The 14,643-nt window shown below is 71.0% G+C and carries 13 protein-coding genes; 8 read left to right on the top strand and 5 right to left on the bottom strand.

Annotation, left to right across the window (positions count from 1 at the left end):
• Positions 1 to 15 precede the first annotated feature (15 nt).
• Complete coding sequence (locus JOM49_RS14040) at positions 16 to 387, top strand: hypothetical protein (protein ID WP_209664735.1); 372 nt, start codon at positions 16 to 18, stop codon at positions 385 to 387.
• Here the strand turns inward: JOM49_RS14040 and JOM49_RS14035 are convergent.
• A complete protein-coding gene (locus JOM49_RS14035; protein ID WP_209664734.1) occupies positions 326 to 868 on the bottom strand; it encodes a GNAT family N-acetyltransferase in 543 nt (180 codons plus the stop codon). The two genes, JOM49_RS14040 and JOM49_RS14035, sit on opposite strands and share 62 nt — an antisense overlap.
• A 26-nt stretch (positions 869 to 894) precedes the next feature.
• Here JOM49_RS14035 and JOM49_RS14030 point away from each other — a divergent pair, with 26 nt between their 5' ends.
• The 5 genes from JOM49_RS14030 to JOM49_RS14010 are packed head-to-tail and all read left to right on the top strand — an operon-like array spanning position 895 to position 5,735.
• The gene (locus tag JOM49_RS14030; RefSeq protein ID WP_209664733.1) at positions 895 to 1,086 is read left to right on the top strand and encodes a hypothetical protein; all 192 of its coding nucleotides are present in this window, start codon (positions 895 to 897) and stop codon (positions 1,084 to 1,086) included.
• 42 nt (positions 1,087 to 1,128) lie between these two features.
• Positions 1,129 to 2,562 (top strand): amino acid permease, encoded by a 1,434-nt coding sequence (locus tag JOM49_RS14025; RefSeq protein ID WP_209664732.1) that lies wholly within the window; start codon positions 1,129 to 1,131, stop codon positions 2,560 to 2,562.
• Positions 2,559 to 3,356 (top strand): carbon-nitrogen hydrolase family protein, encoded by a 798-nt coding sequence (locus JOM49_RS14020; RefSeq protein ID WP_209664731.1) that lies wholly within the window; start codon positions 2,559 to 2,561, stop codon positions 3,354 to 3,356. The genes JOM49_RS14025 and JOM49_RS14020 overlap by 4 nt, the downstream gene beginning before the upstream one ends.
• Positions 3,353 to 5,065: a flavin monoamine oxidase family protein gene (locus tag JOM49_RS14015; RefSeq protein WP_209664730.1), complete on the top strand. Its 1,713-nt coding sequence runs from the start codon at positions 3,353 to 3,355 to the stop codon at positions 5,063 to 5,065. Before JOM49_RS14020 ends, JOM49_RS14015 begins: the two co-directional genes overlap by 4 nt.
• A 49-nt stretch (positions 5,066 to 5,114) precedes the next feature.
• Positions 5,115 to 5,735, top strand: a complete 621-nt coding sequence (locus tag JOM49_RS14010) for a TetR/AcrR family transcriptional regulator (protein ID WP_209664729.1) — start codon at positions 5,115 to 5,117, stop codon at positions 5,733 to 5,735.
• A gap of 336 nt (positions 5,736 to 6,071) precedes the next feature.
• Here JOM49_RS14010 and JOM49_RS14005 read toward each other — a convergent pair whose 3' ends face one another.
• On the bottom strand, positions 6,072 to 7,415 hold the full coding sequence (locus tag JOM49_RS14005) for a PucR family transcriptional regulator (RefSeq protein WP_209664728.1): 1,344 nt from the start codon (positions 7,413 to 7,415) through the stop codon (positions 6,072 to 6,074).
• Positions 7,416 to 7,732: 317 nt separating this feature from the next.
• Here JOM49_RS14005 and JOM49_RS14000 point away from each other — a divergent pair, with 317 nt between their 5' ends.
• Complete coding sequence (locus JOM49_RS14000) at positions 7,733 to 8,443, top strand: SagB/ThcOx family dehydrogenase (RefSeq protein ID WP_209664727.1); 711 nt, start codon at positions 7,733 to 7,735, stop codon at positions 8,441 to 8,443.
• 78 nt (positions 8,444 to 8,521) lie between these two features.
• A complete protein-coding gene (locus JOM49_RS13995; protein ID WP_209664726.1) occupies positions 8,522 to 8,884 on the top strand; it encodes a hypothetical protein in 363 nt (120 codons plus the stop codon).
• Here the strand turns inward: JOM49_RS13995 and JOM49_RS13990 are convergent.
• Genes JOM49_RS13990 through JOM49_RS13980 form a run of 3 tightly spaced genes read right to left on the bottom strand, consistent with a single transcriptional unit; the run spans position 8,881 to position 14,643 of the window.
• Positions 8,881 to 9,687, bottom strand: a complete 807-nt coding sequence (locus JOM49_RS13990) for an arginase family protein (protein WP_209664725.1) — start codon at positions 9,685 to 9,687, stop codon at positions 8,881 to 8,883. The two genes, JOM49_RS13995 and JOM49_RS13990, sit on opposite strands and share 4 nt — an antisense overlap.
• 41 nt (positions 9,688 to 9,728) lie before the next feature.
• Positions 9,729 to 11,267, bottom strand: a complete 1,539-nt coding sequence (locus JOM49_RS13985; RefSeq protein WP_209664724.1) for an adenylate/guanylate cyclase domain-containing protein — start codon at positions 11,265 to 11,267, stop codon at positions 9,729 to 9,731.
• Positions 11,268 to 11,271: 4 nt separating this feature from the next.
• Positions 11,272 to 14,643, bottom strand: coding sequence for a pyruvate carboxylase (locus JOM49_RS13980; protein WP_209664723.1), 3,372 nt, complete (start codon positions 14,641 to 14,643; stop codon positions 11,272 to 11,274).

The raw sequence follows: 14,643 nt of genomic DNA, 5'->3' as shown, positions 1-14,643 counted from the left end.
ACGGGAAGGGGACAGATGATCGCCGCGCACGCCACGCCCGAGGACTACGCGCGCTCCCGCGCGTTGCCCGCACCGCCCGAGGGCCTCGAGCCCACGTTGCGCCAGGCGTCCGCGCTGGTGGACGGCCTGCTGATGACCGCGACCTACACCCCGCCGCGACCCGGTGGCCCGATCGCGCGGCGCGCGTTGCGGGAAGCCACCTGTGCCACGGTCGCCTGGTGGACGCACACCGCGGGCCCGGGGCCGAGGCGCTACGACACGATGGCGCAGGTCCGTTCGAGTGGCGCGCAGGTGGCCAGGGTCGGCCCGGAAGCTGTGCGCATCCTCACCGCGGCCGGGTTGCTGGGCGATCCGCCGGTCCGGAACTGGGGTGCGGCGTGGCGGTGAGGTCGCAGTACATGATGTGCAGCCCGACGCGGCCCAACTCGGGGTGGGCGAAGGCGCCGGGCGCGGTCCCGACGATCTCGAACCCGAGCCGCCGGTAGATCTCCACCGCCGAGGTGTTGGACTCGGCGACGGCGTTGAACTGCATCCCGGCGAACCCGCTGGTGCGCGCCCACTCCAGTACGTATCGGCACAATCCGGTCCCCACGCCCTTGCCGCGCACCCGGGCGTCGACCATCAGGCTGGCCGTGGCCACGTGCGCTCCGGGCCCTTCACGGTTGGCGCCCATCTTGGCCGTGCCGAGCACGCGACCGTCCTCCACCGCGACGACCGTGCGCCCGGGCGGTCGCGCGACCCAGGTGTCGTGCGCCTGCTCGGCGGTCATGGCCGGGTCGTAGGTGTAGGTGTCGCCCGCCCGCACGACCTCTTCGACGATCGGCCACACCTGAGCCCAGTCGGCTTCGGTGAAGTCACGGATCTGCACGGCGTTCCCCCTGGTCCGCGTGGTAAATGTCCCCGGTAGAGGCGGAAAGCGCGGGCTTCGAGTCCGCCGCCGACGCCGTCGAACCGGTGCGGGTCGAGCATGCCGCCGGGCTCGTCGTCGATCAACCGCTTTCCGTTCTCGACAGGGTGTCCAAGCATGGGTTGGTGATCGGCCGTGGGAACAACGAACCGCTGCATGAGAGCCAGAACACACAATGATCTCGTGTTTTCCGCGCCAGGAACGGCAGTTACCGTGTGCCGGTGCGCCAGCGAACAGATCCGCCCCGACCCGGGCTCCGCGCCGCCCTCACCCGGCGCAAACCGGTGGACGTCCTGCTCGCCGAAGGCGGCCACGGGGAGGGCGGCACGCTCCGGCGCACGCTCGGACTGAGCCAGCTCACCATGCTCAGCATCGGCGCGACACTCGGCAGCGGCATCTTCGTCGTCCTGGGTGAAGCCGTGCCGGTGGCCGGGCCCGCCGTGGTGCTCTCGTTCGTCCTGGCCGGGATCACCGCGTTGTTCTCGGCGCTGTCCTACGCGGAACTGGCCGGGATGATCCCGTTGTCCGGTTCGTCCTACACCTACGCCTACGCCACCCTCGGCGAGCTGGTCGCGTGGGTCTGCGGCTGGTGCCTGGTGCTGGAGTACGGCGTCTCCGTGGCCTCGGTCGCCGTCGGCTGGGGGCAGTACATCAACGAACTGCTCGACCTCACCCTCGGCGTGACGATCCCCGCCGCGCTGAGCAGCCCGCCCGGCGACGGCGGCCTGGTCAACCTGCCCGCCATCGTGATCGTGCTGCTGGCCATGGTGCTCCTGCTCGCCGGCGCCAGGGAGAGCGCGCGGGCGAACGCGATCATGGTGGTGATCAAGGTGGCCACGCTCCTGCTCTTCTGCGTGATCGCCTTCTCGGCGGTCCAGGCCGGGAACTTCAGCCCGTTCCTGCCGCTCGGCCTGGCCGGGATGAGCGCGGGCGCGGCGAAACTGTTTTTCTCCTACATCGGTTTCGACGCCGCGTCGACCGCGGGCGAGGAAGCCAAGAATCCCCAGCGCGACCTGCCGCGCGCCATCCTGCTCTCCCTGGGCATCGTCACCCTGCTCTACTGCCTGGTCGGCCTCGCGGCGGTCGGCGCGCTGAACTGGACGCGGTTCGAAGGCTCCGAAGCCGCGCTCGCCCACGTGGTCACCGCGGTGCTGGACAACAAGCTCTGGGCCGCGCTGCTGGCCGCGGGCGCGCTGGTGGCGATCTCCAGCGTGGTGCTGACCGTCCTGTACGGACAGACCCGCATCCTCTTCGCCATGTCCCGCGACGGACTGGTCCCGAAAGCACTGTCCAAAGTGGATGCCAAGACCGGGAGCCCGCGGGTCAACACCTACGTCGTCTCCGGCTTCGTCGCGGTGCTCGCCGCGTTCGTCCCGCTGGGCAACCTCGCCGACGCCACCAGCATCGGCACGCTGTTCGCGTTCGGCCTGGTCAACGTGGCCGTGCTGGTGCTGCGCCGCCGCCGTCCGGACCTGCCACGGACGTTCCGCGTGCCGCTCGCGCCGGTCACGCCGCTGCTCGGCGTGCTCTGCTGCGGGTACATGATGTTCAGCCTGGACGTGGCCACCTGGCTCACCTTCGCCGGCTGGATGGTGTCCGGCCTGGTGCTGTACTTCGCCTACGGCATCCGGCGGTCGAAGCTGGCGCGCGCATGATCGTCGCCGCCTTCCAGGGTCCCGCCGAGGACTTCCTGCCCGAACTCGCCGACGCCGCCGCCCGTGCGCGTGGCGGTGGTGCTGGATTGCTGATCTGCCCCGAAATGGCCACCACCGGCTACAACATCGGGGAGTCGATCGAGGACCTCGCGGAACAGGCGGACGGGCCGACCGCACGCCGGATCGCGGAGATCTGCCGCGAGCACCGGATCGCGATCGCCTACGGCTACCCCGAACGCGGCCTCGGCACCGTCTACAACAGCGTCCAGCTCATCGACGCGGACGGGCGGATCCGGGCCAACTACCGGAAGACCCACCTCTTCGGCGACCTCGACAAGGCCCACTTCTCCGCCGGTGACCGGACCGTCGTGCAGGCCGAGATCGGCGGCCTCACCGTCGGCCTGCTCATCTGCTACGACGTCGAATTCCCGGAAATGGTGCGAGCGCACGCCCTCGCCGGGACGGAACTGCTCGCGGTGCCGACCGCGTTGATGCGCCCGTACGAGATCGTCACCGACGTCGTGGTTCCGACCAGGGCCTACGAGAGCCAGCTCTTCCTGGCCTACGTCAACCGGTGCGACACCGAGGGCGAGCTGACCTACTGCGGCCGCAGCGTGGTGATGGCACCCGACGGCACCGAACTCGCGCGCGCCGGGGGTGCGACCGAGCTCCTGCTGGCCACCGTCGACCCCGACCGGCTGGCCGCGTCCCGCCGGGAGAACACCTACTTGGCCGATCGGCGGCCGGAGCTGTACGAAAGGCTTGATTTGTCCGGAAAGAAGGCCCAAGCATGACCTCCGCCGTGCCCACCGCGATCCACACGCCCGAACCGCCGGGCGGGCCGATCACGATGTTCGGCCCGGACTTCCCCTTCGCCTACGACGACTACCTCGCGCACCCGGCCGGGCTCGGCTCGGTGCCGCCGGAACACCACGGCCGCGAGGTGGCGGTCATCGGCGGCGGGCTGTCCGGACTGGTCACCGCCTACGAGCTGATGAAGCTCGGGCTGCGGCCGGTGGTCTACGAGGCCGACCAGCTCGGCGGGCGGTTGCGCTCGGTCCGGTTCGACGGCTGTCCGTCCGATGTGGTCGCCGAGATGGGTGCCATGCGCTTCCCGCCTTCGTCGACCTCGCTGTTCCACTACATCGACAAGGTGGGCCTGAGCACCAAGGCCTTCCCGAACCCGCTGGCGCCGGAGACCCCGAGCACGGTGGTGGACCTCAAAGGACAGAGCCACTACGCCACCTCGCCCGCCGACCTGCCGCCGGTCTTCGGTGAGGTGTCCGCCGCCTGGCACGCCACGCTCGACAGCCAGGCCGCGTTCGGCGAGATGCAGGACGCGATCCGGCGGCGGGACGTCAAGCGCATCAAGGACATCTGGAACGAACTGGTGGAGAAGCTGGACAACCAGACGTTCTACGGTTTCCTCTGCGACTCCCCGGCGTTCGCCTCGTTCCGCCACCGCGAGATCTTCGGACAGGTCGGCTTCGGCACCGGCGGCTGGGACACCGACTTCCCCAACTCCATCCTGGAGATCCTGCGCGTGGTCTACACCGGCGCGGACGACGAGCACCGCAGCATCATCGGCGGCAGCCAGCAACTGCCGCTGCGCCTGTGGGACCGCGTCCCGGCGCGGCTGACGCACTGGCCGGCCGGCACCAGCCTGCGCTCGCTGCACGGCGGCGCACCGCGGCCCGGGGTCGCGCGCCTGCACCGGACCGCGCCGAACAACATCACCGTGACCGACACCGACGGCGGCATCCGCACCTACCCGGCCGCGGTGTTCACCGCGCAGAGCTGGCTGCTGCTGGCGAAGATCTCCTGCGACGAGTCGCTGTTCCCGATCGACCACTGGACCGCCATCGAGCGCACGCACTACATGGAGTCGTCGAAGGTCTTCGTGCCGGTGGACCGGCCGTTCTGGCTCGACCCCGATCCGGTCACCGGCCGCGACACGATGAGCATGACGCTCACCGACCGGATGACCCGCGGCACCTACCTGCTCGACTCCGGCCCGGACGCGCCCGCGGTGATCTGCCTGTCCTACACCTGGGCCGACGACTCGCTGAAGTGGCTGCCGCTGTCGGCGGGCGAGCGGGTGGAGGTGATGCTGCAGTCGCTGCGGGAGATCTACCCGGGCGTGGACGTGCGGCGGCACATCACCGGCGACCCGGTCACCGTTTCGTGGGAGGCCGAGCCGCACTTCATGGGCGCGTTCAAGGCGAACCTGCCCGGGCACTACCGCTACCAGGAGCGGTTGTTCACCCATTTCATGCAGGACCGGCTGCCGGAGCGGTACCGCGGGTTGTTCCTCGCCGGTGACGACGTCTCGTGGACCGCGGGCTGGGCCGAGGGCGCGGTGCAGACCGCGCTGAACGCCGTGTGGGGCGTGCTGCACCACTTCGGCGGGCGCACCGAGCCGGACAATCCAGGACCCGGTGACCTGTTCGGGGAAATAGCCCCGTTGGTGCTGCCCGACCGAAGTCGCCCTACCCGGCGGTAGCCCCCGTTGGCACGGGTGCGGACGGCCGGTTCGTGCGAAAATGCCGGACATGAGCACGGAGTCCGCACCCAAATGGCGAAGACTGGAACCGGACGCGAGGAAGGAACAGATCTTCGACTGCGCGGCCGAGCTGTTCGGCCAGCGGCCCTACGCCGAGGTGTCCACTTCGGACATCGCGGCGGAGGCGGGCGTGGCCAGGGGCTTGATCAACCACTACTTCGGCACGAAGCGGGAGCTGTACCTCGCGGTGATCCGGCGGGCGCTGACCGTGCCGCACTTCGCCGTGGAGATCCTGCCAGAAGGCACGCTGGAGCAGCGCGTCGACGCGGCGGTCGGCTGGTTCCTCGACATGGTCAGCCGCCAGGAGAACCTGTGGCTGGCCGCGATCGCGCCCGAAGGCATCGGGCGGGACCTGACCGTCGAGCAGATCCTCGAAGAGGCCGACCGGGAATCGGCGGACCGCGTCCTGGAAGCCGTCGGCATCGCCGCCGACGACCCGTGCCACAGCGAACTGAACGCACTGGTCCGGGCGTACGGCGGCATGGTCAAGGCCGCCGGACGGGAATGGCTCGTGCGAGGCGCACTGACCCGTGAGCAGGTGCACGCGCTGCTCAGCAAAAGCCTGCTCACCCTGGTCAGCGACGTCTTCGAGGAGATCCGGAAGGCGTAGCCAGACGCCGGGAGCAGGCGCCCACCGACAGCTCACCAGATCAGCGAAGGTGGCCAAAGCCATCCCGCAGAAGCCGCAGCCAGGCAGGCGAGCATCGCGCGGCGCGCTGCCCCGGCGAGCAGGCATCCATCCTGCCCGGCGTAGCCTGCCCACTCTGTTGGCGGGGTGGCCGAAGCCGACCCAGAGCCGTAAGCAGGCGAATCAGAAACGTCGCCGAAGCCACCCGCGAGCCGTGGCCAGGCGGATGAGCGTCGCGGTGGCCGAATCGGCGAGCAGGCACCCACCCTGCCCGGCAAAGCTCGCCGAAGTCAGCGAGGTGGTCGAAGCAGACCGGGGTCAGGCGGGTGAGCGTCGTGAGCGTGGCGGTCCGGGTGGGGTGACCGGGCCGCTGTGGGCGGTGCGCGGTACGGGCATCACCTCGGCCAGGCGGTACCGGGCCCAGGCGCCGTTGGGGCCGTCGCCGGCTTCGCGGCCGTCTCGGGCGATGCCCGGTCTGGGTTCGCTGCGCAGGATCAGCTCCATCTCGAACCGCGCGTCCGGGTCCTCCAAACTTTCGCCGAAGGTGGCCTGCAGCTGCCGCATCCGGTACCGCACGGTCTGCGGGTGCACCTTGAGGCGCTCGGCTATCTCGAGCACGTTCCCTTGGGCATCCAGCCAAGCCCGCAGCGTCTCGGTGAGCCTGCCGCGCTGTTTGTCGGTCATGCCCCGCAGTGGGGCGAAGTGCCGCTCCCGGAGCTGCGCGATCAAACCCTCGTCGGAATGCAGCAACACGGTGGCCAGGTGCTCTTCGGCCCGGATCAGCCGCCGCGCCGGGAGGAGGCCTTCACCGGTCAGTGCCAGCGCACGCCGGGCCCAGCGCAGTGAATCCCCCGCCGCCTCCAGCGGGACCGCGGGTCCGGCCGACAGGCGGTAGCCGGGCAGCGCGTTCTGGATCGCCGCCAGCCGGGTGTCCGCGGGCTCGCCCGGCACCAGCAGCAGCGGTTCGGGTGCGTCCAGCTCGGCGAGGATGTCCTCGTCCAGCGCGGGCATCCGGCGCGACACCCCGCCGGGCGTGCGGACGGCCACGGCGAACAGCTTCGCGGGCATCGTCCAGCCGATGAGCTGGGCCAGTTCGGCGATGGCTTCGCGCGGCGGCTGCGGGCGCTCCAGGATCAGCTGCAGCAACCGCCGGCGCCAGGTCTCCAGCGCGCCCGCCGAGCAGGCCTTGGCCTCCAGGTAGCCGTCCAGCGCGATCGAGGCCAGCTCGTCCATGAACGCGAGCATCGCGTCGGCCAGTTCCGACATCACCGCCGAGGACAGGCCGGCCCGCCTGCCGACCAGCATGATCCGCCGCCAGGCGACCCGGGCGCCGACGCGGTAGGCGGCCTGCAGCGTGTCCAGGCTGCGGCCCTCGCGCATCTCCAGCTGACCGAGCTTGCGGTGCACGTCGAGCAGTTCTTCCTTGATCGAGCCGGGATCGGCGATCTGGTCGACGAACAACGACATCGCGCAGTCCACCCCGGCGCGGATGGAGCGCCCGTACGGGCCGTCGAGCGGACGGCCGTACTCGGGGATGACCGTGCGGATCTCCTCCACGATCTGCCCGCCGAGCGTGGGTAGTTCCGGGCGCAGGATCTCGGCCAGCCGCCGGGGAAGTACCGGGCGGGTTTCCACCGGATTCAGCCCGCGCTCGACCGTCATCGCAGCTCCTTTGCTCCGCTCGTTCCCCGCGACGCGCCTCTGCCGAGGCCGCCGACGCACTACGGGGTGACGTCGAGCACATCGGAAAAGTAACCCCAAACGTGTCACGAAACCCAGAAGAAACCGATTTCTTGTCACCCAGGTGACAAAATCACCGCTCCGAGCTGTGGGCGCGGTGACAATAACCGCCCGATGACCGCCTTCGCGGGCCGCTTTCACACCGCTCACCGGATCGGCTGACGATCGGGTCCGGAAAAGTACCCGGCAAAGATCGTCTGCCATACGGCCGAACGGACGCAATCGACTATGTTGGGCGAATGGCGGACGCGCTCTCTTCGGCGAAGGCCGTGCACGCGATGCTGAACGGGCAGTCCGAGGACACCCGGGACCGCCCCGTGCAGCCCAACGGGCACCGGATCCCGCTGCCGGACCTCGAGCCACCCCGGGTGGACCTGGTCGGCACGCTGGTGCAACGCCGGTCCGCGGTGAAGTTCGCCGACCGGCCCCTCGACATGGCCGCGTTGAGCGCGCTGCTGCGCTTCGCCCTCGGCGTGCAGCGGTTCGTGCAGGCCCAGGGCGTGGAGAAGCACCCGCTGGGCATGGCCCCGAGCGCGGGCGGCCTGCTGTGCCTGCGGGCGTACCTGCTGGTCCGCCACGCCGACGGGGTCCCGCCCGGCATCTACCGGTACGAGTCGGTCTCGCACCAGCTGATCGAGGTCAGCGCGGACGACCCGACAGCCCAGCTCACCGAGGTGTTCCTGCAGCCGGAGTTCGCCTCGACCGCGCCGGTGACCATCGCGCTGACCGCCCGGCTGGACGTGGCCTTCGCCCAGTACCCGCTGCGGCACTACCGCACGCTGCACGTGGACGCCGGGGTCGCGGTGCAGAACCTCTACACCGTCGGCACCGCGCTGGGCCTGGCCTGCTGCGCGGTCGCCGCGTTCGACGACCGCGCGCTGGGCTCGGTGCTGTGCCTGCCCGATTCGGAGATCGCCACCATGCTCTTCAGCGTGGGGCAAAAGCCGTGACGACCCGCGGCTGAGCTGCCTACCCTTCCCGTGACGGGCCGTGACGCGCCCGTCACCACTGGGGAAGGGAAACCCACCGTGCTCTCGAAACTCACCCAGCTCGTGGCCGCCGCGTTGTTCGCGCTGGCGCTCGCTCCCGCGGCCGCCTCGGCGGCGGAAGCCGAGGGCGTCAACGACTGCGCGAACAACTACATCTGCTGGTGGAACCAGGACAACTACAACGGCCAGCGGGCGGACGGTCCCCACGGCGCCGACGGCTGCTGGAACATCCTCAACCCCCACTACGCCTACTCGATGACCAACAACACCAACGTCAACATCACCATGCAGTCGAAAACGTGCGGTGAGTCCGGCCAGCAGCGCGCGGAACTGTCCCGGCAGAGCACCACCTCGAGCACCCCGTTCGCGGTGCGGTCGTTCCTGCGCTGCGCGGTCTGCTAAAGCAGGACATCCCGGATCGCCTCCAGTACCGGGACGAGCTTGCGCAGTTCGTCCCGGTCGGCGGTGACGCATTCGGTGACGCCCGCGCCGATCACCTCGAACTCCGCCAGCGAACGGATCGCGGCGACCAGCGCGGGCACGCTCAGCCCGTCCGGCTCGGGGTAGTTGAGCCCGTCGAACTCACCGGGGCCGAGCACGTCGAGGTCGAGGTGCAGGTAGACGGACTCCGCGCCGCTGTCGCGCAGTCGCGCGGGCAGGTCATCGGGCGAAGCGACCACGGCGAGGCCGCGGTCGATGGCGTCCTGCTCGGCCGGGTCGATCGAACGGGCGCCGACCAGCACCGCGCGACCCGGCACCAGGGCCGGGTCCGCGGCGAACTCCGGGTCGCCCTCGCCGAACAGCGAACGCAGGACCATGCCGTGGTACGCGCCGGACGGTGAGCTGTCCGCGGTGTTGAGGTCGGGGTGGGCGTCGAAGTAGGCGACGCCGAGGCCCGCGCCGTGGCGGTACCGGGCCACGCCGATCGGTGCCAGCTCCACCGCGCAGTCGCCGCCGATGGTGATCACCTTCGCCGCGGGTGCTTCCAGCGCGGCCAGCTGCCCGGCCCGGTTGCGCACCAGCGCGTCGCGGTTGGCGACACCGTCCACTACGGACGGATCGCTGGAGGAGTCCACGGGGACCTCGGTGGCCAGCACGCCGAGCACCTCGGCGGCCAGTGCCCCGAGCCCGCGGGCCCCGTCGGCGAGCTGGGCGGCACGCGGGGTCAGCGCGCCCTGGGTCTGCGGCACAACATGAATACGCACCCCGCCAACGTAACGACTCCCGCGCCGGCTCGCGCGCGCATTCAGCGGGGGGCGGCGACCCTGGTGGCCTCGGTCCGCCCGCGCAGCACCGTTTCGTCGATCTGCTGCCAGCACCGGCCTTCGCCCTTCGCGGCGGCCTCCACCGCGGCCATCGAGGCGACCACCCGCCCCGGCACCGCCTTCGCCAGCTCGGTCAGCCGGGCCGCTTCGTTCACCGGGTCGCCGATGACGGTGTACTCGAACCGGCTCTCGTGGCCGATGTTCCCGGCGACCGCCGGTCCCGCCGCTACCCCGATGCCCGCCTGGCACTCGGGCACCTCGTCGACCAGCCGCCTGCCCATTTCCCTGGCGGCCGCGAGCGCCTGCCCCGGCGCGTCCGGCTGGTCCGCCGGCGCGCCGAACACGGCCAGCGCCGCGTCGCCTTCGAACTTGTTCACGAACCCGTCGTGCGCGTGGACCGACGACACGACCACCGCGAAGAACCGGTTGAGCAGCTCGACGACCTCGCCAGGCGGCCGCGTGGCCGCGAGCGTGGTCGAGCCGATCACGTCGACGAAGAGCACCGCCACCTCGCGCACCTCGCCGCCCAGCCCGGCCTGGCGCTCCAGCGCCTTCTCGGCGACCTCCTCGCCGACGTGCCTGCCGAACAGATCGCGGATGCGCTCGCGTTCACGCAGGCCGTCGACCATGCGGTTGAACCCGGACTGCAGCTGCCCCAGCTCGGTGCCGTCGAACACAGCGACCTCGGTGTCCAGCTCGCCCTTCTCCACCCGCGCCAGCGCGGCGCGCACCGTGCGCACCGGGGCCGCGGTCGCCCTGGCGGTCAGGGTGACCAGCAGGAAGCCGAACACGCCGATCACCGCGCCGAGCACCAGGACCGCCAACGACAGCTGCTCGGTCGTGACGTCGTCGCGGATCAGCGCGAACACCGCCACCAGCATCAGCCCGAGCACCGGCAGCCCGGTGCCGAGCAGCCAGGCCAGCAGCATCCGCACGGTGATCCCGGCGATCACGCGGCGGCGCATCGGCGGCCCGGTGGAGAGCACCCGCGCGGCCACCGGCCGCAGGGCGAACTCGCTGAGCAGGTAGGAGTTCGCGCACACCACGATGCCGCCGAACGCCACGGTGAAGCCGACCTTGAACGCCGCGCCGGGCAGTTCCAGCGCGGTCACCGTGGTGAACAGCAGCGTCGCGCCGACCCAGAACACCGCCTGCACGCGGGCCAGCCGGATCGGCACCCGCAGCGCCGTGCGCCGCTCACGCTGGCTGGGGGCCCGGCCCTCGAACACCCAGCTCAGCGTGCGCACGGCGCGCCTCCGGCCCCAGACCACCCCGACGAGCAGGGACAGCCCGACGTAGACCGGCAGCACGACCGCCTGCCAGAACACCAGGTCGGGGGCGAACACGCTGGGGCCGGGGATGACCAGGACCACCAGCGCGATCACCACCAGCGCGCCGATCACGTTCGCCAGCACGATCGAGGTGATCAGCAGCAGGTTCAGCCGCACCCGCAGGACCGTGTCGCGCTGGTCCGCCGAACCGAGCAGCCAGGAGCCCAGCGGGCGCGCCGTGGTCGTCACGCGGTCATTCCAGCACGACGAGCAGGTCGCCGCCCTCCACCTGCTGCACCGAGTTGATCGCCAGCCTGCCGACCTTGCCGCCGCTGGGCGCGGTGATCGCGGCCTCCATCTTCATCGCCTCGATGGTGGCCACGGTCGCACCGGCGGTGACCTCGTCGCCCTCGCTCACCGACAGCGTGACCACCCCGGCGAACGGCGCGGCGACGTGCTTCGCATTGCCCTTCTCCGCCTTCTCGGTGGCCGGGATGTCCGAGGCGATCGAGGTGTCGCGGACCTGGATCGGCCGGATCTGCCCGTTCAGGCTGGACATCACCGTGCGCAGGCCGCGCTCGTCGGCCTCGCCGATGGCCTCCAGCTCGATCAGCAGCCGCACGCCCGGTTCCAGGTCGACCTGGTACTCCTCGCCCGGGCGCAGCCCGTAGAAGAAGTCCTTGCTGGGCAGCACGCTGGTGTCGCCGTAGGCCGCGCGGTGGTTCTCGAACTCCTTGGTGGGCCCGGGGAACAGCAGCCGGTTGAGCGTGCGGCGCGGTTCCTCCGCCAGTGCCTCTCGGTCCTCTTCGGACAGTTCGGCGACCGGCTTGGCCGCGGCACGGCCTTCGAGTGCCTTGGTGCGGAAGGGTTCCGGCCAGCCGCCCGGCGGGTCGCCCAGCTCACCGCGCAGGAAGCCGATCACCGAGTCCGGGATGTCGAACTTGCTCGGGTCCGCCTCGAAGTCGGCCGGCGAGACCCCGGCGCCGACCAGGTGCAGCGCCAGGTCCCCGACCACCTTGGACGACGGGGTGACCTTGACCAGGTGCCCGAGGATCTTGTCCGCCGCGGCGTACATCACCTCGATGTCCTCGAACCGGTCGCCCAGCCCCAGCGCCACGGCCTGGGTGCGCAGGTTGGACAGCTGCCCGCCGGGGATCTCGTGGTGGTACACGCGTCCGGTCGGCGAGGCCAGGCCTGCCTCGAACGGCGCGTAGACCTTGCGCACGGCTTCCCAGTACGGCTCCAGGTCGCCGATGGCGCCGAGGTCCAGCCCGGTCGGGCGCGCGGAGTAGTCGGTCGCCGCGACCAGCGCGGACAGCGACGGCTGCGAGGTGGTGCCCGCCATCGACGCGACCGCGCCGTCGACCGCGTCCGCACCGGCGTTGACGGCCGCCAGGTAGGTGGCCAGCTGCCCGCCGGGGGTGTCGTGCGTGTGGATGTGCACCGGCAGGTCGAATTCCTTGCGCAACGCGGTGACCAGCTTCACCGCGGCGGGCGCCCGCAGCAGCCCGGCCATGTCCTTGATGGCCAGGATGTGCGCCCCCGCGCCGACGATCTGCTCCGCCAGCTTGAGGTAGTAGTCCAGGGTGTACAGCTTCTCCGACGGGTCGGAGAGGTCCGAGGTGTAGCAGAGCGCGACCTCGGCCACCGAGGAGGTTTCCCGCACGGCGTCGATCGCCGGGCGCATCTGCTCGACGTCGTTGAGCGCGTCGAAGATGCGGAAGATGTCGATGCCGGTCGCCGCGGCCTCCTGCACGAAGGCGTTGGTCACCTCGGTCGGGTAGGGCGTGTAGCCCACGGTGTTGCGCCCGCGCAGCAGCATCTGCAGGCAGATGTTCGGCACGGCTTCGCGCAGCGCGGCCAGCCGCTCCCACGGGTCCTCGGCGAGGAACCGCAGCGCGACGTCGTAGGTGGCGCCGCCCCAGCACTCCAGCGAAAGCAGTTCGGGCAGCGTGCGCGCTACCACCGGGGCCACCGCGAGCAGGTCCTTCGTCCGGACGCGGGTGGCCAGCAGCGACTGGTGCGCGTCGCGGAAGGTGGTGTCGGTGACGCCGATGTTCGGCGACTCCCGCAGCCAGCGGGCGAACCCGGCCGGGCCCAGCTCGACCAGCTTCTGCTTCGACCCCGGCGCCGGCTCGTGCTCGGGGACCGCGGGCAGCTTCTGCACCGGGTTGATCGAGCGCGGCCGCTCGCCGTTCGGCTTGTTGACGGTGATGTCGGCCAGGTAGGTGAGCAGGCGCGTCCCGCGGTCGGCGGAGTGCCGCGCGGTCAGCAGGTGCGGGCGCTCGTCGATGAACGAGGTGGTGACGCGGCCTTCGCGGAAGTCCTCGTCGTCCAGCACGGCCTGCAGGAACGGGATGTTCGTGGCGACGCCGCGGATGCGGAACTCGGCCACCGCGCGGCGAGCACGGCCCACCGCGGTCGGGAAGTCGCGGCCGCGGCAGGTCAGCTTCACCAGCAGCGAGTCGAAGTGCGCGCTGATCTCGGTACCGGCGAAGGCGGTGCCGCCGTCGAGCCGGATGCCCGAGCCGCCGGGCGAGCGGTAGGCGCTGATCATGCCGGTGTCCGGGCGGAACCCGTTGGCCGGGTCCTCGGTGGTGATCCGGCACTGGAGCGCGGCCCCGCGCAGGTAGATCTTGTCCTGCGACAGGCCGAGGTCGGCCAGTGTCTGCCCGGCCGCGATGCGCAGCTGCGACTGCACCAGGTCGACGTCGGTGACCTCCTCGGTCACCGTGTGCTCGACCTGGATGCGCGGGTTCATCTCGATGAACACGTGCTTGCCCTCGCGGTCGAGCAGGAACTCGACCGTGCCGGCGTTGCGGTAGCCGATCTTCTTGGCGAAGTTGACCGCGTCGGCGCAGATCCGTTCCCGCAGTCCGGCGGGCAGGTTCGGCGCCGGGGCCAGCTCGACCACCTTCTGGTGCCGCCGCTGCACCGAGCAGTCGCGCTCGAACAGGTGCACCACGTTGCCCTCGCCGTCGGCGAGGATCTGCACCTCGATGTGCCGCGGCTGGACGACCGCCTTCTCCAGGAACACCGTCGGGTCGCCGAAGGCCGACTCGGCCTCCCTGGCCGCCGCTTCGATCGATTCCCGCAGTGTGGACGCGTCTTCGACCCGTCGCATGCCGCGGCCGCCACCACCGGCGACGGCCTTGACGAACACCGGGAAGCCCAGGCCCTCGGCCGCCGCGACCAGCTCGTCGATGTCGGAGGACGGCTCGGAGGAACCGAGCACCGGCACCCCGGCCTCGCGTGCCGCGGCCACCGCGCGCGCCTTGTTGCCGGTCAGCTCGAGGATGTCCGCGCTCGGCCCGACGAAGGTGATGCCCGCTTCCTCGCAGGCCCGCGCCAGGTCCGGGTTCTCCGACAGGAAGCCGTAACCCGGGTAGACCGCGTCGGCGCCCGCCTTCTTCGCGGCCCGCACGATCTCCTCGACGGAGAGATAGGCGCGGACGGGATGCCCCGGTTCGCCGATCTCATGCGCCTCGTCGGCCTTGAGCCGGTGCAGCGAGTTGCGGTCCTCGTGCGGGAAGACGGCGACGGTACCCGCGCCGAGTTCGTAGCCCGCCCGGAACGCCCGGATCGCGATCTCACCGCGGTTGGCGACGAGCACCTTGCGGAACAT

Origin of the sequence: Amycolatopsis magusensis, assembly GCF_017875555.1 — a bacterium.
In the GTDB taxonomy this organism is placed as follows: domain Bacteria; phylum Actinomycetota; class Actinomycetes; order Mycobacteriales; family Pseudonocardiaceae; genus Amycolatopsis; species Amycolatopsis magusensis.
Note: the sequence above shows the minus strand (reverse complement) of the source record. Positions and strands in the feature narration are given on the sequence as shown.

Excerpts from the sequence above, each read along its gene's own strand:
- JOM49_RS14040 (WP_209664735.1), top strand. The coding sequence starts at position 16 with ATGATCGCCGCGCACGCCACGCCCGAGGACTACGCGCGCTCCCGCGCG.
- JOM49_RS14030 (WP_209664733.1), top strand. The coding sequence starts at position 895 with ATGTCCCCGGTAGAGGCGGAAAGCGCGGGCTTCGAGTCCGCCGCCGAC.
- JOM49_RS14020 (WP_209664731.1), top strand. The coding sequence starts at position 2,559 with ATGATCGTCGCCGCCTTCCAGGGTCCCGCCGAGGACTTCCTGCCCGAA.
- JOM49_RS14015 (WP_209664730.1), top strand. The coding sequence starts at position 3,353 with ATGACCTCCGCCGTGCCCACCGCGATCCACACGCCCGAACCGCCGGGC.
- JOM49_RS14010 (WP_209664729.1), top strand. The coding sequence starts at position 5,115 with ATGAGCACGGAGTCCGCACCCAAATGGCGAAGACTGGAACCGGACGCG.
- JOM49_RS14005 (WP_209664728.1), bottom strand. The coding sequence starts at position 7,415 with ATGACGGTCGAGCGCGGGCTGAATCCGGTGGAAACCCGCCCGGTACTT.
- JOM49_RS14000 (WP_209664727.1), top strand. The coding sequence starts at position 7,733 with ATGGCGGACGCGCTCTCTTCGGCGAAGGCCGTGCACGCGATGCTGAAC.
- JOM49_RS13980 (WP_209664723.1), bottom strand. The coding sequence starts at position 14,643 with ATGTTCCGCAAGGTGCTCGTCGCCAACCGCGGTGAGATCGCGATCCGG.